Here is a 22440-nt window from a genome sequence, read left to right on the forward strand (position 1 = left end):
TCTGTCGCCAATAGCCATGGAGCAAAAAGCGGCATAAACACCGTAATCGGTGTCCGGGATTACTTGACCAGTTCAGCTTGCTCGCGATGGACCTGAGGACGACGCGTTCATTCAGACAGCACGCGTTATCGTTAACGTCCATCGCGAGCAAGCTCGCTCCTACAGGGGGGCATTAGGGCTTGCCGCCCTCGCCGCCAGCCTCCCCCCTATCGTTTTTTCTCCCTCCTGCTATCACCTCGCTCTACGCCCAATCGAACATCCCCGCTATACTTGCCGGCTTTTCCTGAATAAATGCCAATAGGGTCCCGCCGCGCATGGATAAGACCTACCAGCCGCACGCCATTGAAACTTCCTGGTACAACACCTGGGAGTCCGAGAATTATTTCGCTCCGCAAGGCGCGGGCGATTCCTACACCATCATGATTCCGCCGCCGAACGTCACTGGCAGCCTGCATATGGGCCATGGTTTCAACAACGCGATCATGGACGCCCTGATCCGTTTCCGCCGCATGCAGGGTCGCAATACCCTGTGGCAACCGGGCACCGATCACGCCGGTATCGCCACACAAATGCTGGTGGAGCGTCAGCTTGAAGCTCAAGGCCAGAATCGCCATGACCTGGGCCGCGAAAAATTCCTCGAAAAAGTCTGGGAATGGAAGGATCAGTCCGGTGGCAACATCAGCCGCCAGATTCGCCGCCTGGGTTCGTCCGTAGACTGGAGCCGCGAGCGCTTCACCATGGACGACGGTCTTTCGGAAGCCGTTAAAGAAGCCTTTGTGCGCCTGCACGAAGACGGCCTGATCTACCGTGGCAAGCGTCTGGTCAACTGGGACACCAAACTGCACACGGCGATTTCCGACCTCGAAGTGGAAAACCATGACGAGAAAGGCTTCCTGTGGAACCTGCGCTACCCACTGGCCGACGGCGCCAGGACTGCGCAAGGTCTGGATTACCTGATCGTTGCCACCACGCGTCCCGAAACCATGCTCGGCGACGCCGCCGTCGCGGTGAACCCAGCAGATGAGCGCTACAAGGCCCTGATCGGCAAGTTCGTCGAGCTGCCGCTGGTTGGCCGTCGCATCCCGATCATCGCCGACGAGTATTGCGACCCGGAATTCGGCACCGGCTGTGTGAAAATCACCCCGGCCCACGACTTCAACGACTATGAAGTCGGCAAGCGTCACAATCTGCCGTTGCTGAACATCTTCGACAAGAACGCCGATGTACTGCCGGTCGCTCAGGTGTTCAACCTCGACGGCACGCTCAACGAGCAGATCGACGGTAAACTGCCCGCCGTGTACGCCGGCCTCAACCGCTTCCAGGCACGCAAGGAAATCGTTGCCGACTTCGAGGCTGCAGGCCTGCTGGTCAGCGTCGACGATCACGCCCTGAAAGTGCCGAAAGGCGACCGCTCCGGGACCATCATCGAGCCGTGGCTGACCGACCAGTGGTACGTCTCCACCAAGCCGTTGGCTGAACCGGCGATTGCCGCCGTTGAAGACGGCCGGATTGCTTTCGTACCCAAGCAGTACGAAAACATGTACTTCTCCTGGATGCGCGATATCCAGGATTGGTGCATCAGCCGTCAGTTGTGGTGGGGCCACCGGATTCCGGCCTGGTACGACGAATCGGGCAAAGTTTATGTAGGTCGCGACGAAGCCGAAGTGCGTGCCAAAAACAACCTTGGCCCGGACGTAGCGCTGCAACAGGACAACGACGTTCTCGACACCTGGTTCAGCTCGGGCCTGTGGACGTTCTCCACCCTGGGTTGGCCGCAGCAGACTGAGTTCCTGAAGAAGTTCCACTCCACCGACGTTCTGGTGACTGGCTTCGACATCATTTTCTTCTGGGTTGCCCGGATGATCATGCTCACCATGCACCTGGTGAAAAACGAAGACGGCACGCCGCAGGTCCCGTTCAAGACTGTCTACGTGCACGGCCTGGTCCGCGATGGCCAGGGCCAGAAAATGTCCAAGTCCAAGGGCAACGTCCTGGACCCGCTGGACATTATCGACGGCATCGAACTCGAAGCTCTGGTGGAAAAACGCACGACCGGTCTGATGCAGCCAAAACTGCTGAAGAAGATCGAAAAGCAGACCCGCGACGAGTTTGCTGACGGTATCGCCAGCTATGGCACCGACGCCCTGCGCTTCACGTTCTGCTCGCTGGCCTCCACCGGCCGCGACATCAAGTTCGACATGGGCCGCGTCGAAGGCTATCGCAACTTCTGCAACAAAATCTGGAACGCCGCGCGCTACGTGCTCGATAAAGGCGAAGACTGCGGTCAGAACGGCGAAGAAGTCGAACTGTCCCTGGCCGATCGCTGGATCATTTCGCAGCTGCAACGCACCGAAGCCGAAGTGACCCGCCAACTCGACCAGTTCCGTTTCGACCTGGCCACTCAGGTGCTGTACGAGTTCATCTGGAACCAGTATTGCGACTGGTACCTGGAACTCTCCAAGCCTGTGCTGTGGGACGAAAACGCGCCGATCGAACGTCAGCGCGGCACTCGTCGTACGCTGGTTCGCGTGCTGGAAGTCGCCCTGCGTCTGGCGCACCCGTTCATGCCGTTCATCACCGAAGAAATCTGGCAGCGCCTGGCGCCGCTGGCCGGTATCGAAGGCAAGACCATCATGCTGCAACCGTGGCCGGTGGCGAACGAGGCGCGCATCGATCCGGCGGCCGAAGACGATATCGAATGGCTCAAAGGCCTGATGCTCGGCACGCGCAACATCCGTGGCGAGATGAATATCGGCCCGGGCAAGCTGTTGCAGCTGTTCCTGAGAAACGTCAGCAGCGAAGATCAGCGTCGCCTGTGCGAAAACGATGCACTGCTCAAGAAGCTGGCCAAGCTTGAATCGATCACGATTCTCGCCCCAGGCGCCGAAGCACCGCTGTCCGCCACCGCTCTGGTTGGCGAGATGGAAGTGCTGGTACCGATGGCCGGCCTGATCGACAAGGCAGCGGAACTGGCGCGTCTGGACAAGGAAATCCAGCGCCTGCAAGGCGAAGTACAGCGGGTCGGCGGCAAGCTGTCCAACGCCGCGTTCGTTGACAAGGCTCCAGCCGAAGTCATCGACAAAGAGCGCGCCAAACTGGCCGAAGCCGAACAGGCTCTGGGCAAGCTGGCTGAACAGCATGCGCGGATTGCCAGTTTGTAACGGCAAATCGGGCAGTTGAAAAAAGGGAGGCCCATAAGGCCTCCCTTTTTTTGTCGGCAAAATTGGCACGATTGCTTTTTGTAGGAGCGAGCTTGCTCGCGATGGTCGTCAACGATAACGCGTGCTTTCTGACGAAACGCATCAGCTTCAAGTCCATCGCGAGCAATCGAGCGTCGACCGGCTGCTCCTACAGGGGGTGCGTACAGCCATTGGCGAAGCCTGCGATCTTGGCGATCTCGCACCCGACGATAGATGTGGGACAATGCCCGTCACTTTAAGCCATACCCGAATCGACCTCGCCCATGACCGCCCCCAGCACACCCAAACCAGCGCGCAAAAAACCTAAACCCGCGACTACGCCCAAAGCCGTCGTACCCCGCGAGAAGGCCAGCCTGCATCCGCGCAATCGCCATCAGGGTCGTTACGACTTCCCGGCGCTGATCAAAACCACGCCGGAACTGGCGAAGTTCGTGATCATCAACCCGTACGGCAAGGAAAGCATCGACTTCGCCAGCCCTGACGCGGTGCGGGTGTTCAACCGGGCGCTGCTCAAATCGTTCTATGGCATCGCCCATTGGGATATCCCGGCCGACTACCTGTGCCCACCGGTTCCGGGTCGTGCCGATTACGTGCACTTCCTGGCGGACCTGCTGGCCAGCGTCAACGACGGCGAAATCCCTCGCGGTGCGCCGGTCAAGGTGCTCGATATCGGCATGGGCGCCAACTGCGTCTATCCGCTGATCGGTTACAGCGACTACCGCTGGCACTTCCTCGGCTCGGAAATCGACCCGACGGCCGTAGCCGCCGCCAAAGCCATCGTGCAATCCAACGGGCTGAACAAAGCCATCCAGTTGCGCCAACAAAGCAATCCCAAGCACATTCTGCTGGGCCTGCTCGAACCCGGCGAGCGCTTTGACCTGACCATGTGCAACCCGCCATTCCACGCATCTATGGACGAGGCGACCAAGGGCAGCGAGCGTAAATGGCGCGCCCTGGGCCGCGCCGACCCAAAGCGCAAACTGCCGGTGCTGAACTTTGGCGGTCAATCGGCCGAACTGTGGTGTGAAGGCGGCGAAGCACGTTTTGTGACGCAACTGATCGCCGAGAGCGCGCATTTTCAACACAAAGTGCTCTGGTTCAGCACCCTGGTCTCGAAAACCTCAAACCTGCCTGCAATCCAGACGGCGCTGAAAAAGGCCGGCGTACTGGAAAGTCAGGTCGTGGAAATGTCCCAAGGGCAGAAGCAAAGCCGCTTCGTCGCCTGGACCTTCCAGACTAAATCCGAGCAGCAGACCTGGCGCGAACGTTGGGCTCGCAAAAACTAAGTAACGGCTGAAACAGCGATTGACCCTGGGTCAATCGCAGAAATCGCAGGCACAAAAAAACCGTGTCCGGATTGCTCCGGAGCACGGTTTTTTTGCTGCGTCTTACTTGTTAACAGAGTCAGTCAGGCCTTTAGCCACGACCAGCTTGATAACTTTCTTGGCAGCGATTTCGATGGCAGCGCCAGTCGATGGGTTACGGCCAGTACGGGCAGGACGCTCGGTCACTTTCAGCTTGCCGATACCTGGCAGAGTGATTTCGCCGCCGTTTTCCAATTGATCAGCAACGATTTGAGCCAGTTGGTCCAGAGCGTTACGCGCGGTGGTTTTCGGCGCGTCGATAGCTTCAGCGATATCAGCGATCAATTGGTCTTTAGTAATAGCCATTGTGGTGTTCCTTCCCTATCAAATTCATTTGGATTGCAGAGTGCAGTGTCAGCCATCGAGCCAGATCCTCAGGACTTGGCACCCCTGGCTACAACCACCACAGATCGGGGTTATAGATACCGGAAATGGGGTTTGGTTCGACCTGACAAATGCTGAATGCACGCTTAACGCCATTACTGCGCGTAAGACGGGGCAAAACTAGCACAGAGACGGGGAAATATCCGCCTCTACCTACCCATTTGGTCAGCTTTATCACACTAAAACCGTAAAAAAATGCATAACGCCGGTCAGACAGTCCCAAAACGACCGTCGAACAGCGCCAAAACCAATAGGTGCGGTACACTGGGCACTTTTTTGGGGGGCTCAACCCTCCCTATACGACCAGCCGAGAAGCCCATGCCGATCCGTCATTGCATCGTCCACCTGATCGACAAAAAACCCGACGGCACACCTGCTGTTCTCCACGCTCGCGACTCCGAACTGGCTGAGTCCGCGGCCATCGAAAACATGCTCGCCGACCTCAACGAGAGCTACAACGCCAAGCAAGGCAAGGCCTGGGGCTTTTTCCATGCCGAGTCCGGGGCGCATCCTTTCAGCGGCTGGCTGAAGGAATATCTCGACGGCGGCAAGGACTTCACCGCCTTCAGCCGAATCGCGGTCGAACACCTGCAAAAGCTGATGGAAGAATCCAACCTGTCGGTCGGCGGCCACGTGCTGTTCGCTCATTACCAGCAAGGCATGACCGACTACCTGGCCATTGCCCTGCTGCACCACAGCGAAGGCGTGGCGGTGAACGCCGAGCTGGACGTGACCCCCTCGCGCCACCTTGATTTGGGCCAGTTGCACCTGGCGGCGCGAATCAACGTCTCCGAGTGGCAGAACAACAAGCAGTCCAAGCAATACATCTCCTTTATCAAAGGCAAGAACGGCAAGAAGGTCTCGGAGTACTTCCGCGACTTTATCGGCTGCCAGGAAGGCGTCGATGGCCCTGGCGAGACCCGCACGCTGCTCAAGGCCTTCAGCGATTTCGTCGAAAGCGAAGACCTGCCGGAAGAGTCCGCCCGGGAGAAGACCAAGACCCTGGTGGACTACGCCAGCAGCCAGGCAAAAATGGGCGAGCCGATGGGGCTGGAGGAATTGTCCGAGCTGATCGACGAAGAGCGCCCGAAAGCGTTCTACGACCACATCCGCAATAAGGACTACGGCTTGTCGCCGGAAATCCCGGCAGATAAACGCACCCTCAACCAGTTCCGCCGCTTCACCGGGCGTGCCGAGGGTCTGTCCATCAGCTTCGAAGCGCACCTGCTGGGCTCGAAGATTGAATACGACGAAGAAGCCGGCACGCTCATCATCAAGGGCTTGCCGACCCAACTGACTGATCAGCTCAAGCGTCGCAACTGATGCTGAACGGGATCCTGAAGAAATTCCTGCTGATTCTGCTGGTGGTCGTGGCCTACCAGAACTGGGGGAAAATCGAGCGAGTGTTCAACCCGCAAGCGGTGGTGTCCGAGCAGACCCGGGCCAATGCCAGGGTCGTGCTCTACGCCACCGACTGGTGTGGCTACTGCAAACTGATCCGACGCTTCCTGGACCAGAAAGGCATCCCGTATAGCGAGTTCGACTTCGAGAAAGATGCCCAAGGGCGCAAGGCCTATGAGGCATTGGGTGGACGCGGGATTCCGATGCTGGACGTAAACGGCACCTTGATTCGCGGTTACAGCCCTGAAGCTATTTTGTCGGCGCTATAGGAGCGAGGCTTGCCCGCGATGAAGACAACGCGGTACATCTGAAAAAATGCGCCGTCTGCTTCGCGGGCAAGCCTCGCTCCTACACATCCAACTCTATGCGCTCGACCTGTCAATCAACGTGCTTCAATCCGAAAGCCGAACCGCGGAAAGTGCACATGTACTACACCGCCCCGCTCGTCCTCGCGACGCAGGATCAACTCTTCGCGACCCGCAAACAGTAACTCGCCTGCGACCGGATCAACGCCATAGTCGATCGCGGCAATCACCAACTGCTGACCGGCCTTGAAACCATTCGGATCTTCGAACTGCTCGTCCGGCAAAGCGGCTGGCGTGGCCTGACGGGAAATTTCCAGCGCCTCTTCGCCGGTCATATCGCTCGATGCGCCATGGCCGAAACCCATCACCCGGGCAAGCCAGGCGGACACCGCCGGGTACGCATCGACCAACGGCGCAGTAACCGGTGTGCCTTTGAGGAACCACAAGGGGTGGGCCATGGAGAAGTCGGCGATCGACGGTTCACCGAACAGGAAGTCGCCCTGCTCGCGCTGCAGTTGCTGCTCCAGACGGGCCATGATCGTCGGCCACTGATGCTTGGCCTGTTCGGCCGACAAGCGCGTCGCACTACCGCCACTGAAAAACCCGGCACGGTCGGCGACAAACGCCTTGATCGCTTCCGGCGGCAATTTGGCGAAACGCACCGCCACCGACTCTGGCTGGAACACCAGGCTGACCGCATGCTGGAAAACCACCGAATCGGCCCAGGCGGCGAACATCGCGGCGATCATTTCCTGACCTTCAGGAAACAGTGCCGGTGAGACTTTCTCTTGCTCGAGACGACGGGCAATCAACGCGGTGTCGCAATAGATATCAGCGCCAATCTGCAAGACTGGCGTCTTGCGATAACCACCGGTCAGCGCTGTCAGATCGGGTTTTGGCATCACCGGCGAGATCTTCACTGAGCGCCATGACAGGCCCTTGAATCCCAGCAACAGCCGGGTCTTTTCCGCAAAAGGGGAAGTCGGGTAATGGTGAAGAATCAGATCTGACATGCTCAAGTCCACCGCACGAGTAAGAGTCGCCAGCTTAGCGCGCAAATGGTAGGCGGCCTACCCATCAGCCTGATGGGACCTTATCAGTCAGATTGATAAAGCCTGTGGAGGCACTCGTCACAAGGCATTCCTTGGCGCTTTTCTTGAGTTTTTTAATCAGGCGTTCCTGACGCAGGGCTTCACCCTTGTCGCGGCAGACTTCCGTGTAAACCAGTGCCACCGCCGGGCTGGAAAGAAAGAACCGCGCGCCCTTGCCACTCTGATGCACCGCAAACCGTCGCACGGGATCATCGCTGATCCCGCAATACAGCGAACCATTGGCCGCGCGCACCAGATAGACGAACCATGGTTTGCTCACCGCGGGCTCTGGTTCGACGCTGTTGATGGAGGCTTCAAGGCTGCTGTTCACGTGAGGATATTGGCCTGCAGAAAACAAGCCGCAATCTTATCAGAGGCCAGCCTTTAACGACTGGCCTGGAAAGCCCTCAATCCCTTCAAGGCCTGGGTCCGGACGGCGTTTCTCACCAACGGTGTCCAGCCCAGCAACAAGCCCTTGGTGCCCAGCGCCTGCCGCGACCAGCGCCACAGATCGAAGTGGTCGTGGTGTTCACAGATCTTGCCATCGCGAAAAACGAACCGTGCCTGAATGTCGTTGACCACGGTGTTGCCGGTCTGACTGAATAGATAGGTCGCCACCCACTGGGCGCTACCGGTGCGCTCATCGCTACGGACATCGTCGAAGGTCAGAGAGAAGTTCTTGGCCCGAGTGGTCAGCATGCGCCACATATCGCCGGCATCGCGGCCGCGCAACTCGCCAAACGCAGGATCACTGAACACCACGTCCTCGGTGTAGCAGGCGCTCATGGCCTCGGCATCCAGCCGCTGGAAAGCGGTGTAGAACTCAGTGATCAATGCGCTGTGGGCATCACTCATAAACAGGCTCCGAAAAATCGAAAGGATGCCTGCACAATAGTCTGCAGCGCTCGGGAAAACTATCGGCATTCGTGGCGGGAATACCGATAGTGCGCCTGGCTCAGACCTTTTCGCTTTCGACCTGAACGTACAGCGAACGCCCGGCGCCGAGGCCGGCGATGATGGCACCGCTACCGATCACCCCGAAGATCCAGCCCAGCGCAGTCCAGCCGCCTGTCAGGTCATGCACAAGCCCGACAGCGAAGGGGCCCATGGACGCCAGGGTGTAACCGATGCCCTGGGCCATGCCCGAGAGGTTCGCCGCGACATGGGCATCCCGTGAGCGCAGCACGATCAGGGTCAACGCCAGGCTGAAGGTACCACCCTGCCCCAGGCCGAGCAGAATCGCCCAACCCCAGAGGCCTTCGAGCGGCGCGTAGAGACAACCGAACAGACCGCCGAGCGTCAGGCACATGACGATGACGATCGCCGGACGCTGGTCCTTGCCACGGGTTGCCAGCCAAGGCGCGGCCAGCGAGCTGGCCAGCTGGACGATGACCGAGCCGGACAGCACCAGACCCGCTTGAGTCGGTGTCAGGCCACGACCGATCAGGATCGATGGCAACCAGCCGAAAACGATGTAAGCCAACGAAGATTGCAGGCCCATATACAGCGTCACCTGCCAGGCCAACGGATCACGCAGCAAGCCACGCACCCGATAAGCCACATTGTGGGTAGCGTGTTTCTGACCGACTTGCGGCAACCAGAACACCACCGCCACCAATGCCGGCAGGATCCAGAAACCCAGCCCCATGGCCCAACTGCCCTCGAAATGCTGGCTCAGAGGAACCGTCGCCCCCGCCGCCATGGCCGCGCCCAGACACAGAGCCATGGTGTAGACACCGGTCATGGTCCCGGCGTGTTTGGCAAAGTCCCGCTTGACGATGCCCGGCAGCAACACACCGATCACACCGATACTGGCACCGGCCAGGATGCTGCCGGAAAACAAGCCGACTTCACCGTATGAACTGCGCAGAATGATCCCGCAGGCCAAGGTCAGCAAGATTCCCAGCACCACCCGCTCGGCACCGAAACGTCGCGCCAGAATCGGCGCCAGCGGGGCGAACAGACCGAGGCAGAGCACCGGCAATGTGGTCAGCAGCCCCGCTTGCGCCGCCGACAGCCCGAGGCTTTTTGACACCTCACTGAGCAACGGCGCCATGCTCGACAGCGCCGGGCGCAGGTTCAACGCAACCAGAATCAATCCCAGTAGCAACAGCCACGGCCGACGTAAAACCGGATGGCTTTGCTGGATTTCTTCGTCATCCGCTTCGGCGTCGATCAATAGCTCCTCAAGCTCCGCCGTGCGTCTGGGTTGCGTCACACCGCGCCGGGTCGCCTGTGGGGTGGACATGGGATTCTCGGTTTCAAGGTTCATTGATCAGCTTCCGGGAAATGGCTTTGGCCCGTTCCGGGTCCCGTTGCTCGACGGCCTCAAGCAGTTCGATGTGCAGGTCGAACACTTCCTGACGCCGCGGCGTGATGCTCAGTGTTTGGCGCAGATGCGCGCCGACCATGCTGGAAAAGTAGCGGTACAGTTCGCTCAAGGTGGGGTTGTGCGCGGCATCCACCAGCCGTCGGTGAAACACCAGATCACACGCGATGTAGCTCTCGAGGTCGCCGTGGTAATGACTGCCGCTGACGCCCAGCGCTTCATGCAGCGCTTTGAGGTCTTCATCCGTACGCCGCAACGCCGCAAGGCCGATGGCCTCGACTTCAAGGATGTGCCGCGTCTCCCGGGCCTGCTCGTGGGAACAGCGTGACAACACCTTCATGGTGTCCAGCGGATCGACCACCGCCCGCAAGTAACTGCCGTCGCCCTGGCGAATCTCGATCAGCCCGGAAAACGCCAACACCCGCATAGCCTCACGCACCGTGTTGCGGCTGATGCCCAACTCGATCGCCAGCTCCGGCTCGGTGGGCAAGCGCTGGCCGATCGTCCAGGTGCCGTCATTGATGCGCAGACGCAACTGTTCCAGAGCCTGATCGACCAGGGAACGCCTTACTAACGGGGAAATATCTGTCATGGAAATCGCCTTTTCATCCAATCATCGGATGAATTTCCTGACAACATAGTCAGATATAGCCACGACTTCAACTAGCAGGACACAAATTCCAGACAAAAATAAACCCGGCACATGGCCGGGTTTATCGGTGCAGCAGCTAACCCATCAATGCAGGATCTGGCTCAAGAACAGCTTGGTCCGTTCATTCTGCGGCTTGTCGAAGAAGTCGTTCGGCGCGGCCTGTTCGACGATTTCGCCTTTATCCATGAAGATCACCCGGTTAGCCACGGTGCGGGCGAAGCCCATTTCGTGGGTTACGCAGAGCATGGTCATGCCGTCTTCGGCCAGGCCGATCATGGTGTCCAGAACCTCCTTCACCATCTCCGGATCGAGCGCCGAGGTCGGCTCATCGAACAGCATGATTTTCGGCTTCATGCACAACGCACGGGCAATCGCCACACGCTGTTGCTGACCACCGGAAAGCTGCCCCGGGAATTTGTGCGCCTGCTCTGGAATGCGTACGCGCTCCAGATAGTGCATGGCGATTTCTTCGGCCTGACGCTTGGGCATCTTGCGCACCCACATCGGAGCCAGCGTGCAGTTCTGCAGGATGGTCAGGTGCGGAAACAGGTTGAAGTGCTGGAACACCATGCCGACTTCACGGCGGATCGCTTCGATCTGCTTGAGGTCGTTGGTCAGCTCCACGCCATCGACCACGATGCGGCCCTGCTGGTGTTCTTCCAGGCGATTGAGGCAACGAATGGTGGTCGACTTGCCAGAGCCGGACGGCCCGCACAAGACGATGCGCTCGCCCTGTTTGACGTTCAGGTTGATGTCTTTCAGCACGTGGAACTGGCCGTACCACTTGTTCACACCCTGCATTTGAATAATGCCTTCAGGGCCCACAGGCTGTTTGATCGCTTCACTCATCACAAAACTCCTAACGCTTGTGGCCTGTGTCCAGCCTACGTTCCAAGTGCATGGAATAGCGGGACATACCAAAACAGAAAATCCAGAACACCAGGGCCGCAAACACATAGCCTTCGGTGGCCATACCCAGCCATTTCGGGTCGGCGGCGGCTTGCTTGACGCTGTTGAGCAGGTCGAACAGGCCGATGATGATCACCAGGCTGGTGTCCTTGAACAGTGCGATGAAGGTGTTGACGATCCCCGGGATCACCAGCTTCAGGGCTTGCGGCAGAATCACCAGGCCCATGCTGCGCCAGTAGCCCAGGCCCATCGCCGCGGCCGCTTCGTACTGACCTTTGGGTATGGCCTGCAAACCACCGCGCACCACCTCGGCGATGTAGGCCGACTGGAACAGGATCACGCCGATCAGCGCCCGCAGCAGCTTGTCGAAGTTCATGCCCTCAGGCAGGAACAGCGGCAGCATCACCGAGGACATGAACAATACCGTGATCAAGGGCACGCCGCGCCAGAACTCGATGAAGGTCACGCAGACCACGCGGATCGCCGGCAGGTTCGAACGGCGTCCCAGCGCCAGCAGAATTCCCAGCGGCAACGCACCGACAATACCGACGGTAGCGATTACCAGGGTCAACATCAGGCCGCCCCACTGGCTGGTGGCGATATTGCTCAGGCCCAGGTAGCCGCCGTGCAGCAGGGTGTAGGCAATGATCGGGTACAGCACCAGGAAGCTCAGGCCGTAGATCGCCTTTTGCGGGACGCGTGTGATGAACAACGGGGCCACGCCGATCACCGCCAGCCACACGGTCAGGTCCACGCGCCAGCGCAGATCCACCGGGTAGTAGCCGTACATGAACTGGCCGATGCGTTGCTCAATGAACACCCAGCAGGCGCCGCCCTTGGTGCAGTCGGCGCGGGTCGTACCGACCCAGTTGGCATCGAGAAACGCCCAGTGCAGGATGGGCGGCACGACCAGATAGATCAGGTAGAACGCGAACAGCGTGAGCAGCGTGTTGATCCAGCTGGAGAACATGTGCTCGCGCATCCACGCCACGACACCGATGCGGATGCCTGGTGGTGGCATGTCAGGTTTGAAAATATGAGTCGTCATGCGCGTTTCCTCACCGCTCGATCAGCGCAATGCGCTTGTTGTACCAGTTCATCAGCATGGAAATGCTGATACTGATCGCCAGGTACACGCTCATGGTGATGGCAATGACTTCGATGGCCTGACCGGTCTGGTTCAACACGGTGCCGGCAAACAGCGAAACCATTTCCGGGTAACCGATACCGGCAGCCAGCGAGGAGTTCTTCGCCAGGTTCAGGTATTGGCTGGTCAGCGGCGGAATGATCACGCGCAGAGCTTGCGGGATGATCACCTTGCGCAGGGTCGGGCCGTTGCGCAGCCCCAGGGAACGGGCCGCTTCGGTCTGGCCATGGCTGACCGACTTGATGCCCGAGCGCACGATCTCGGCGATAAACGCCGCGGTGTACACCGTAAGCGCCAGGGTCAAGGCCAGCAGTTCCGGGATCAACACCCAGCCACCGACGAAGTTGAAGCCTTGCAGCTTCGGTATTTCCCAATGCAGCGGAGCGCCAAAGATCAGCGCGCACAACGCAGGAATCACCAGAAACATTGCCAGGCCGGTCCAGAACTTGTGGAACGGCACGCCGGTCGCTTCGAAACGCTTGTTGGCCCAGCGGCACATCAGCACGATGGCAACAATGGCCACCACGATGCTGACCATGAACGGCCAGAAGCCGCCGGAGATCAGGGCTGCCGGCATGTTCAAGCCACGACTGCTGACGAAAAAAGTGTCGCCGAAGTTATGACTGTTGCGCGGCCCTGGCATGGTCAGGAACACCGCGAAGTACCAGAACAGAATCTGCAGCAGCGGCGGAATGTTACGGAAAACCTCGACGTAAACGGTCGCCAGTTTGCTGATGATCCAGTTGTGCGACAGTCGGGAAACGCCAACGATGAAGCCGAGGATCGTCGCCAGAATGACGCCAATGAAGGTCACCAGCAGGGTATTGAGCAGGCCGATCAGGAAGACGCGGGCATAGTTGTCCGATTCGGTGTAATCGATCAGGTGCTGGGCGATACCGAACCCGGCACTGCGCTCAAGAAAACCGAACCCTGAGGTGATGCCCCGGTGCTGAAGGTTGGTCTGAGTGTTGTTGAACAGGTACCAACCCATGGCGATCACCGCGACAACCGTGATGATCTGGAAGAGCCACGCACGCACTCGAGGATCGCTGAGGGAGAACCTCTGCTTTGGTGCGCCGATTGAATTTTGCATGAAGTGCCCCAGAAATAATGGAACAGAACATCACCCGGTGGTTGGCCCACCGGGTGATAGAACCATCAGCGCACAGGTGGTGCGTATTGAATGCCGCCGTTGCTCCACAGGGCGTTCAGGCCGCGGTCGATTTCCAGCGGCGTGCCCTTGCCGAGGTTCTTCTCGAAGATTTCGCCGTAGTTACCAACCTGCTTGACGATTTGGACGACCCAGTCCTTCGGTAGCTTCAGGTCCTTGCCGTACTCACCATCGATGCCCAGCAGACGGGCAACGTCCGGGTTCTTGGTGGACTTGGCTTGTTCCACAACGTTTTTCGAAGTGATACCGGCTTCTTCAGCGTTGAGCATGGCGTAGCCTGTCCAGCGCACGATGGCCAGCCACTCGTCGTCGCCATTACGGACCACCGGCCCCAGAGGTTCCTTGGAGATGGTTTCCGGCAACACCACATAGTCTTTCGGCGAGGCCAGCTTGCTGCGCTGGGCGAACAGCTGGGATTTGTCGGAGGTCAGCACGTCGCAACGACCGGATTCCAGCGACTTGGCGCTTTCATCGGAGGTATCGAAGGTAATCGGGGTGTACTTCAGGCCATTGGCACGGAAGTAGTCAGAAACGTTCAGCTCAGTGGTGGTACCGGCTTGAATGCAGATGGTCGCGCCATCCAGTTCCTTGGCACTTTTCACGCCCAGCTTGTTGTTGGCCAGGAAGCCCACACCGTCGTAATAAGTGATGAAACCCGGAAATTTCAGGCCCATGCCCGCATCGCGAGAGCTGGTCATGGTGGTGTTACGCGACAGTACGTCGATTTCACCGGATTGCAGCGCGGTGAAACGCTCCTTGGCGTTCAACTGACTGAATTTGACCTTGGTCGCGTCGCCGAATACGGCAGCGGCCACAGCGCGGCAGACGTCAGCATCGATCCCGAGGATCTTGCCAGTTGCGTCCGGTACCGAGAAACCCGGCAGACCATCGCTTACACCGCACTGTACGAAACCTTTCTTATGCACCGCATCCAGGGTTGCACCCGCCTGAGCGAACCCACTGACACCGAGTACTGCGGCCGCAGTCACGATGGCCAGGGTGGATTTCAACATCTTCATTCAAACCTCCAGTTTTGCTCTTGTTGTGTCGGAGCTTGAGTCTTGCCGCACCCTTATGAGGCGCTGTTGACCCGTGTTGGCTTTTTTAAGGGTCAAGCGGCGTAAGACCTAGCTATGAGTCTAGTAGGAGAAAATCCACTTAATGGAAAACTCACTTCTCACCAATCGGCCGAACAGGCTGTAGCCCTTCATGTTCGCGAAGCCCGTAGCGGCCCTTGGCGAACGTCCATCACCGGATTCTTTGCTATCCCACAACCGAAGGTAGACTGATAGTGTTACCGCTCGGCGCAGGATTACTTGCACAGCTTTCCACATAGCAAAGCCCGTACCACACCTGCCGCTAAAGCGTTTCAGCGGCAGGTCAATAGCAAAACTTGCAACCTTGCGACATCTTCTTAACTGATTAACCAGAAGCGCACTCTGACGTCGCACTCAATCAGAGCGCACGCACACTAATGGAGCAGACATGACCCAGACCTTGATTCTTCAGCCCAGCAAGCCCGTCGATGCCTGCGTGATCTGGCTGCATGGCCTGGGCGCCGACCGCTACGATTTCCTGCCGGTAGCCGAGGCGCTACAAGAAAGCCTGCTGACTACCCGCTTTGTTCTGCCACAAGCGCCGACTCGCGCCGTGACCATCAACGGCGGCTACGAAATGCCGAGCTGGTATGACATTCTGGCCATGAACCCGGCGCGGGCAATCAACCGCGAGCAGCTGGATGAGTCCGCGCGGTCGCTCACCGATTTGATCGAAGAACAGCGCGCCAGCGGAATAGACGCCTCGCGGATTTTTCTCGCCGGTTTTTCCCAGGGCGGTGCGGTGGTGCTGCACACCGCCTTCTTGAAATGGCAAGGCCCCTTGGGTGGCGTAATCGCCCTCTCTACTTATGCACCGACATTCAGTGACGAACTGCAATTGTCGGCCAGCCAACAGCGGATCCCGGTGTATTGCCTGCATGGCCATTACGATGACGTCGTACAAAACGCCATGGGTCGAACTGCCTACGAGCATTTGAAGCGACTTGATGTCACCGTGACATGGCAGGAATACCCAATGGGCCATGAAGTGTTACCCGATGAAATTCGCGACATTGGCGCCTGGATCACCAACCGTTTGCGTTGAAATAGAAACTTCCTGTAGCCCTTTAAGCAATCCACTACGCCGCGCCCGATTCTTGCATTACACTGCCCGGCGTACATTCCTTAACCAATTGATGAGATGACCGTGCTCAAAGCACTCAAGAAAATGTTTGGTAAAAGCGAGGCTGAGCAGCTCGCGCCTGGCTCCATTGCACCTTCCCACAGCCCCGGCAGCCGCACCGACGGTAATCAGCCTGGTCGCGCCGTGCCTGACACCGCGCCTAAAAAAGAGCCGGTGAACACTCCCCAAGCTCAACCGGCAGCGGCTCCGGCCTCCGAACAACCGCGCAGCGAAAAGCCCAAACCAGAGCAACCTCGTCGCGCGCACGCGCCGAAAGCGCCTGTCACGCCCTGGAAACTCGAAGATTTCGTCGTCGAACCCCAGGAAGGCAAAACCCGTTTCCACGATTTCAAGCTTGCGCCAGAATTAATGCACGCGATCCAGGACCTGGGTTTCCCGTACTGCACCCCGATCCAGGCGCAGGTGCTGGGTTTCACCCTGGCAGGCAAAGACGCTATCGGCCGCGCCCAGACCGGTACCGGCAAAACCGCCGCGTTCCTGATCTCGATCATCACCCAGCTGCTGCAAACCCCACCGCCGAAAGAGCGCTACATGGGTGAACCGCGGGCGCTGATCATCGCGCCGACCCGCGAGCTGGTGGTGCAGATCGCCAAGGACGCCGCCAACCTGACCAAGTACACCGAACTCAACGTCATGACGTTCGTTGGCGGCATGGACTTCGACAAGCAGCTCAAGCACCTCGAGGCCCGCCACTGCGACATCCTCGTGGCCACCCCGGGCCGTCTGCTGGACTTCAACCAGCGCGGCGACGTGCACCTGGACATGGTCGAAGTGATGGTCCTGGACGAAGCCGACCGAATGCTCGACATGGGTTTCATCCCACAAGTGCGTCAGATCATTCGCCAGACTCCGCCGAAAAACGAGCGTCAGACCCTGCTGTTCTCTGCGACCTTCACCGAAGACGTGATGAACCTGGCCAAGCAATGGACCACCGACCCGTCCATCGTTGAAATCGAATCCGAGAACGTTGCCAGCGAGAACGTCGAACAGCACATCTATGCTGTTGCCGCTGCCGACAAATACAAACTGCTCTACAACCTGGTGAACGACAACGGCTGGGAACGGGTGATGGTCTTCGCCAACCGCAAGGACGAAGTGCGGCGCATCGAAGAACGCCTGGTGCGTGACGGTGTCAACGCCGCCCAGCTTTCCGGCGACGTTCCACAACACAAGCGCATCAAGACCCTGGAAGGCTTCCGCGAAGGCAAGATTCGCGTGCTGGTGGCCACCGATGTCGCCGGTCGCGGGATTCACATCGACGGCATCAGCCACGTGATCAACTTCACCCTGCCGGAAGTGCCGGACGATTACGTCCACCGCATTGGCCGGACCGGTCGTGCGGGCGCCGATGGTGTGTCCATCAGCTTCGCCGGTGAAGACGACTCCTACCAGCTACCGTCCATCGAGGCGCTGCTGGGTCGCAAGATCAGTTGCGAAACACCGCCGACCCATCTACTGCGCGCAGTAGAGCGCAAGCGCCCGTAAAACCCGGCGCAACAAAAGAGACGCAGCCCGGAAACGGTCTGCGTTTTTTTTCGTCTGGATATTGTCATATGGAACTATAAGTCCATAATGGACAAATTAGTTTACATTCACTTCCACGGAGCATCAGCATGTCCAGCACGCCTTATGTGGTCGCCAAAGCCCAGGCCCGCCAGCTACTCGAACACCTCGACGTGCCGCAGATTCTGCGCAAGATGTTCCGTGATCTGGCCGCCGGGCATGCCGTGCAACCGGCCCAGCAATTGGTGGAGTTCCCCCAAGGCGCCGGCGATTTCATCAATTACCTTGGCGTTCTGGCCGAAGACCGCGTCTACGGCGTGAAAACCTCACCCTATATCGTGCGCAGCGAAGGCGCACTGGTGACGGCCTGGACGCTGCTGATGTCGATGGACAATGGTCAACCGCTGCTACTCTGCGACGCAGGCGAACTGACGGTCGCCCGCACCGCCGCCGCGACCGCTGTGGCCATCGACGCCCTGGCTGAGCCGCACGCCAGGCGTCTTGCGATTATTGGCAGCGGCCCGGTGGCCCTGGCTCACCTGCGCTATGTGAAGACGCTGCGCGACTGGCAGAGCATCAGCCTCTACTCGCCAGCCCTGGCCGGCAAAAGCCCTGAAGAGCTGGCGCCAATCAGCACCCTTGACCCGCGCTTGCAAATCGTTGCCAGCCACGAGCAGGCGCTTCAGGACGCCGACGTGATCATGCTCTGCACCTCCTCCGCGGGCCCGGTGATCGACCCGCGTACCCTCAGTAAACCGGCACTGATCACCTCGATCAGCACCAACGCGCCACGGGCTCACGAAGTGCCGCCGCAAACCCTGAATGAAATGCAGGTCTATTGCGACTATCGTCAGACCACCCCAGGCTCGGCCGGGGAAATGCTGATCGCCAGCGAGCAGCATGGCTGGGACAGGAGCGCCATTCTAGGCGACCTGCCAGAGCTGCTTGCCGATAAGGCGCCGCGCCCGGCCTACGACCGCCACGTATTCTTCCGTTCCATTGGCCTGGGCCTGGAAGACATCGCGCTAGCCAATGCTATCTACCTTCTACAAAAACGCATCGGCTAATACCAACACCTGTAGGAGCGAGCGATGCGGCGATCCGACTTGCCCGCGAAATCAGGCGCTGCGGTCTGTCTGATTTACCGCGTCATCGTTCATCGCGGGCAAGTCGGATCCGCCGCACAGCTCGCTCCTACAAAAGCATTGAGCAGTGACAGGAGAACCCCCATGCCCCAGGCAGATTTCATCATCATCGGCGGCGGTATCGCCGGTGCGTCCACCGGTTACTGGCTATCGCGTCAGGCTCGGGTGATTGTGCTGGAGCGTGAATCGCATCCGGCCTATCACTCGACCGGGCGTTCCGCCGCCTTATACACTGCCGCTTATGGCACCGCCCAGGTCCGTGCATTGACCCTCGCCAGCCGGGAATTCTTCGACGCGCCGCCGGCCGGTTTCTGCGAGCACCCGTTGCTGACCCCGCGTGGTGAAATGACTGTGGACTTCACCGGCGACCCGACTGAGTTGAACAGCCAATACCTGAGCGCCAAGGCCAGCGTGCCGGAGATGCAATTGCTCAGCGCCGAGCAAGCCTGCGAACGCCTGCCGATCCTGCGCCGGGAGAAAGTTCACGGGGCGATTTATGACCCGAGCGCCAGCGATATCGACACCGACGCCCTGCACCAAGGCTACCTGCGCGGTATCCGGCGCAATCAGGGTGAAGTGCATACCGACAGTGAAGTCCAGAGCCTGACCCGTGACGCCCAAGGTAATTGGCAGGTCAAGACCGCCAAACAGACCTTCAGCGCTGCGGTGGTGATCAATGCGGCAGGTGCCTGGGCCGATAAAATCGGTGAGATGGCCGGGGCCAGGCCGCTCGGCCTGCAGCCCAAGCGTCGTGCGGCATTTATCTTCGCCGGCCCTGAAGGGGTGGATATCCATGACTGGCCGATGCTGGTCAGCCTCGACGAGTCGTTCTACATGAAACCGGATGCCGGGATGTTCCTCGGCTCACCGGCCAACGCCGACCCGGTCGAACCTCACGACGTGCAGCCTGAAGAGCTGGACATCGCCATGGGCATTTACCAGATTGAAGAAGCCACCACGCTGACCATCCGCCGCCCGACCCGAACCTGGGCCGGACTGCGCAGTTTCGTCAGCGACGGTGACCTTTTGTGCGGCTTTGACCAGCAGGTGCCGGGGCTGTTCTGGGTCGCGGCCCAAGGCGGTTATGGCATCCAGACCTCGCCCGCCATGGGTCAGGCCGGTGCGGCACTGGTACGCGGCGAAGCCCTGCCTGAACAACTGACGCGCTTTGGTCTGAGCGCCGCAATGCTCTCCCCCGCTCGCCTCGGTTAACACGCCCTCAGGTGACGGCCCGCCTCGATTGCGGCACACTTCCAGCGCCCTTTTCGATAGGGCGCTGACGCTGCCTGGAGCAACTCCCTATGACACCACCTCGACAAGATCCCGCCCTGGAAAACTTCCGGGCGATTGCCGACGCCATTGCCACGCTGTTTTATCCCCACGCCGAGGTGGTGCTGCACGATTTGCGCACGCAAAAGATCGACTACATCGCCAACAACCTGTCCAAACGCGAAATCGGCGACGATGCCGCGCTGGAAGACATGCTCAGCGAAGAGGTCAGCGAACGAAACATTGGCCCTTACGAAAAGCTCAACTGGGACGGTCAAAAAATCCGCAGCCTCAGCAGTGTGCTGCGCGACAGCGATGGCCAGCCTCTGGCTGTGCTGTGTATCAACCTGAATATTTCGCTGTTCGAAAATGCCAAGGCGGCGCTGGATTTGTTCCTGTCGCCGAGCAAGCTGATTGCGCAACCGGACTCCCTGTTTCGTGATGACTGGCAGGAGCGAATCAACACCTTCCTGCACGCATGGATGCAAGAACGTCAGCTGAGCCTCAACCTGCTGACCCGCGAGCATAAACGCGAGCTGGTGCTGGCCCTGCACGCTGAAGGCGCCTTCAAGGGCAAAAGCGCGTCCAATTATGTGGCGAATGTACTGAACATGGGCCGGGCGACGGTGTACAAGCATTTGAAAGAATTGAAGGGCTGAAGGTCCGCGTTTGACCCGAATCAGATTTATGGTTCTTACCATCGCTTCGCGGGCAAGCCTCGCTCCTACGGATAATGGGGTCTGTAGGAGCGAGGCTTGCCCGCGATTGCAATGTATCAGGCGCTACAAATCCCCCTGATCAATCCCCATAAATATCCGACTTGAAGTATTTGGCCTCGATCTTCTGGTATTCGCCGCTGGCGCGAATGCCGTCGATGGCCTTGTTCAGATCGGCCAGCAACTCGGTGTTGCCTTTACGCACGGCAATCCCGGCGCCTTCACCGACGTATTTCGGATCTTTCAACTCAGGGCCGACAAAGGCATAACCGGCACCGCGCGGCATCGACAGGAAGTCATCCAGCGGAATGGTGTCGGCGAAGATGGCGTCCAGGCGCCCGGACGCCAGGTCCATGTAGATCTCTTCGTTGTTGCTGTAGCGCACCACCTTGATGCCCTTGGGCTCGAACACTTCGGTGGCATAGCGGTCGGTGGTGGTCGAGCGTTGCACGCCGATGGTCTTGCCCTTGAGGCTGGCGTACTGGTCATCCACCACGGCGCCTTTCTTCATCACCAGACGCGACGAGGTGAAGTAGTACTTGTGGGTGAAATCGACGGACTTCTTGCGCTCCTCGGTGATCGTCATCGAGGACAGGGCCGCATCGATTTTCTTCACTTTCAGCGACGGGATCAGGCCATCGAACTCACCCTCGATCCATTCGCACTTGATCTTCATCTGCGCACACAACGCGTTGCCGATGTCGTAATCGAAACCGCTGATCTTGCCGTCGGAAGTCTTTGAGGCGAAGGGTGGATAAGCGGCTTCAATGCCAATACGTACGGTTTTCTCGGCAGCGAACAGGCTGCTACACGCCAACAGGCTAAGGGCCAGGCCACTGATGAGGGGGAGTTTCTTCATGTTCGTTCTCTCGCGGGTTGTTGTTGGTTTTGCAAGACAGAAGGAAAAGTTAAAACTGAAACGCTTTTTTTGTACTTATAATTCCATACTGGACTTTTATGTATTGGCCGTCAATCGGCCGTCCACACTTCGCCCTTCCTTTGGTCGCGAGGATGAAATGGGGTAACGAAAGGAAATCCATTGATTGTTCCCACGCTCTGCGTGGGAATGCATCCCGTGACGCTCCGCGTCACAGCCAAAGCGGACGCAGAGCGTCCGGGGCGGCATTCCCACGCGGGAGCGTGGGAACGATCAGGGGATTACTTTTCCCAGCGCTCTACCGCCGCATGGTCGCTGTCCTTCCCTTCCACCCAGCGAGGCCCGTCACTGGTGTTTTCTTTTTTCCAGAACGGCGCGCGGGTTTTCAGGTAGTCCATGACAAAAGCGCAGGCGTCGAACGCTGCCTGGCGGTGGGCACTGGCGGCACCGACGAAGACAATCGGCTCACCCGGCTCCAGGGCGCCGATCCGGTGTAGCACTTCAAGCTTGAGCAGCGGCCAACGCTGCCCGGCTTCATCGGCGATCTTGCCGAGAGCCTTTTCGGTCATGCCCGGATAGTGCTCGAGAAACATCCCGGCAACTTCACGGCCATCATTGAAGTCGCGCACGTAGCCGACAAAACTCACCACCGCGCCGACGCCGACATTCGCCGCGTGCATCGCGTTGACTTCAGCGCCTGGGTCGAACGCTGCGGATTGCACGCGAATGGCCATGC

General features: G+C 59.1%; 21 protein-coding genes. 9 read left to right on the forward strand and 12 right to left on the reverse strand.

The window, feature by feature from the left end; all coding sequences use genetic code 11:
* The first annotated feature begins 314 nt into the window (after positions 1-314).
* Together AC07UI_RS25510 and rlmF are read left to right on the forward strand one after the other, a co-directional pair.
* Positions 315-3161: a valine--tRNA ligase gene (locus tag AC07UI_RS25510; RefSeq protein ID WP_494995088.1), complete on the forward strand. Its 2847-nt coding sequence runs from the start codon at positions 315-317 to the stop codon at positions 3159-3161.
* A gap of 302 nt (positions 3162-3463) precedes the next feature.
* Positions 3464-4486: a 23S rRNA (adenine(1618)-N(6))-methyltransferase RlmF gene (gene rlmF / locus AC07UI_RS25515; protein WP_494995089.1), complete on the forward strand. Its 1023-nt coding sequence runs from the start codon at positions 3464-3466 to the stop codon at positions 4484-4486.
* Positions 4487-4588: 102 nt separating this feature from the next.
* Here rlmF and AC07UI_RS25520 read toward each other — a convergent pair whose 3' ends face one another.
* Complete coding sequence (locus AC07UI_RS25520; RefSeq protein WP_494995090.1) at positions 4589-4870, reverse strand: HU family DNA-binding protein; 282 nt, start codon at positions 4868-4870, stop codon at positions 4589-4591.
* A 396-nt stretch (positions 4871-5266) separates the two neighbouring features.
* On the opposite strand from AC07UI_RS25520, the gene yejK reads away from it, so the two are divergent.
* Complete coding sequence (yejK, locus tag AC07UI_RS25525) at positions 5267-6271, forward strand: nucleoid-associated protein YejK (RefSeq protein ID WP_494995091.1); 1005 nt, start codon at positions 5267-5269, stop codon at positions 6269-6271.
* Entirely contained in the window at positions 6271-6618 is a 348-nt protein-coding gene (locus AC07UI_RS25530) for a glutaredoxin domain-containing protein (RefSeq protein WP_494995092.1), read from the forward strand. The genes yejK and AC07UI_RS25530 overlap by 1 nt, the downstream gene beginning before the upstream one ends.
* Positions 6619-6731: 113 nt before the next feature.
* Here AC07UI_RS25530 and AC07UI_RS25535 read toward each other — a convergent pair whose 3' ends face one another.
* The 9 genes from AC07UI_RS25535 to AC07UI_RS25575 form a co-directional block, all read right to left on the reverse strand.
* A complete protein-coding gene (locus tag AC07UI_RS25535; RefSeq protein ID WP_494995093.1) occupies positions 6732-7667 on the reverse strand; it encodes a glutathione S-transferase family protein in 936 nt (311 codons plus the stop codon).
* 64 nt (positions 7668-7731) lie between these two features.
* The gene (locus AC07UI_RS25540) at positions 7732-8076 is read right to left on the reverse strand and encodes a GIY-YIG nuclease family protein (protein ID WP_494995094.1); all 345 of its coding nucleotides are present in this window, start codon (positions 8074-8076) and stop codon (positions 7732-7734) included.
* A 53-nt stretch (positions 8077-8129) separates the two neighbouring features.
* Positions 8130-8600 (reverse strand): nuclear transport factor 2 family protein, encoded by a 471-nt coding sequence (locus AC07UI_RS25545; RefSeq protein ID WP_494995095.1) that lies wholly within the window; start codon positions 8598-8600, stop codon positions 8130-8132.
* A 100-nt stretch (positions 8601-8700) separates the two neighbouring features.
* Positions 8701-10017, reverse strand: coding sequence for a CynX/NimT family MFS transporter (locus AC07UI_RS25550; protein ID WP_494995096.1), 1317 nt, complete (start codon positions 10015-10017; stop codon positions 8701-8703).
* Positions 10007-10666: a FadR/GntR family transcriptional regulator gene (locus tag AC07UI_RS25555; protein WP_494995097.1), complete on the reverse strand. Its 660-nt coding sequence runs from the start codon at positions 10664-10666 to the stop codon at positions 10007-10009. The genes AC07UI_RS25550 and AC07UI_RS25555 overlap by 11 nt, the downstream gene beginning before the upstream one ends.
* Positions 10667-10810: 144 nt before the next feature.
* Positions 10811-11575, reverse strand: a complete 765-nt coding sequence (locus AC07UI_RS25560) for an amino acid ABC transporter ATP-binding protein (protein WP_494995098.1) — start codon at positions 11573-11575, stop codon at positions 10811-10813.
* 10 nt (positions 11576-11585) lie between these two features.
* On the reverse strand, positions 11586-12683 hold the full coding sequence (locus tag AC07UI_RS25565) for an amino acid ABC transporter permease (protein WP_494995099.1): 1098 nt from the start codon (positions 12681-12683) through the stop codon (positions 11586-11588).
* Between the two features lie 10 nt (positions 12684-12693).
* Complete coding sequence (locus AC07UI_RS25570) at positions 12694-13875, reverse strand: amino acid ABC transporter permease (protein ID WP_494995100.1); 1182 nt, start codon at positions 13873-13875, stop codon at positions 12694-12696.
* 65 nt (positions 13876-13940) lie between these two features.
* Complete coding sequence (locus AC07UI_RS25575; RefSeq protein WP_494995101.1) at positions 13941-14972, reverse strand: amino acid ABC transporter substrate-binding protein; 1032 nt, start codon at positions 14970-14972, stop codon at positions 13941-13943.
* A 466-nt stretch (positions 14973-15438) separates the two neighbouring features.
* On the opposite strand from AC07UI_RS25575, the gene AC07UI_RS25580 reads away from it, so the two are divergent.
* The 5 genes from AC07UI_RS25580 to AC07UI_RS25600 all read left to right on the forward strand — a co-directional run bounded on the left by AC07UI_RS25580 (position 15439) and on the right by AC07UI_RS25600 (position 20770).
* Positions 15439-16095, forward strand: coding sequence for an alpha/beta hydrolase (locus tag AC07UI_RS25580; RefSeq protein WP_494995102.1), 657 nt, complete (start codon positions 15439-15441; stop codon positions 16093-16095).
* A 96-nt stretch (positions 16096-16191) separates the two neighbouring features.
* Positions 16192-17679: an ATP-dependent RNA helicase RhlB gene (gene rhlB / locus AC07UI_RS25585; RefSeq protein ID WP_494995103.1), complete on the forward strand. Its 1488-nt coding sequence runs from the start codon at positions 16192-16194 to the stop codon at positions 17677-17679.
* Positions 17680-17807: 128 nt separating this feature from the next.
* A complete protein-coding gene (locus AC07UI_RS25590; protein WP_494995104.1) occupies positions 17808-18764 on the forward strand; it encodes an ornithine cyclodeaminase family protein in 957 nt (318 codons plus the stop codon).
* A 162-nt stretch (positions 18765-18926) separates the two neighbouring features.
* Positions 18927-20054 carry an NAD(P)/FAD-dependent oxidoreductase gene (locus AC07UI_RS25595; RefSeq protein ID WP_494995105.1) on the forward strand — a complete coding sequence of 376 codons (1128 nt, stop codon included), beginning with the start codon at positions 18927-18929 and terminating at the stop codon, positions 20052-20054.
* Between the two features lie 89 nt (positions 20055-20143).
* Positions 20144-20770, forward strand: coding sequence for a helix-turn-helix transcriptional regulator (locus tag AC07UI_RS25600; RefSeq protein ID WP_494995106.1), 627 nt, complete (start codon positions 20144-20146; stop codon positions 20768-20770).
* Between the two features lie 139 nt (positions 20771-20909).
* Here AC07UI_RS25600 and AC07UI_RS25605 read toward each other — a convergent pair whose 3' ends face one another.
* Positions 20910-21686, reverse strand: a complete 777-nt coding sequence (locus AC07UI_RS25605; protein WP_494995107.1) for an ABC transporter substrate-binding protein — start codon at positions 21684-21686, stop codon at positions 20910-20912.
* Between the two features lie 299 nt (positions 21687-21985).
* The gene (gene moaE, locus AC07UI_RS25610) at positions 21986-22438 is read right to left on the reverse strand and encodes a molybdopterin synthase catalytic subunit MoaE (protein WP_494995108.1); all 453 of its coding nucleotides are present in this window, start codon (positions 22436-22438) and stop codon (positions 21986-21988) included.
* Positions 22439-22440: the final 2 nt, after the last annotated feature.

The organism is Pseudomonas sp. GW821-FHT04C07 (assembly GCF_059420325.1).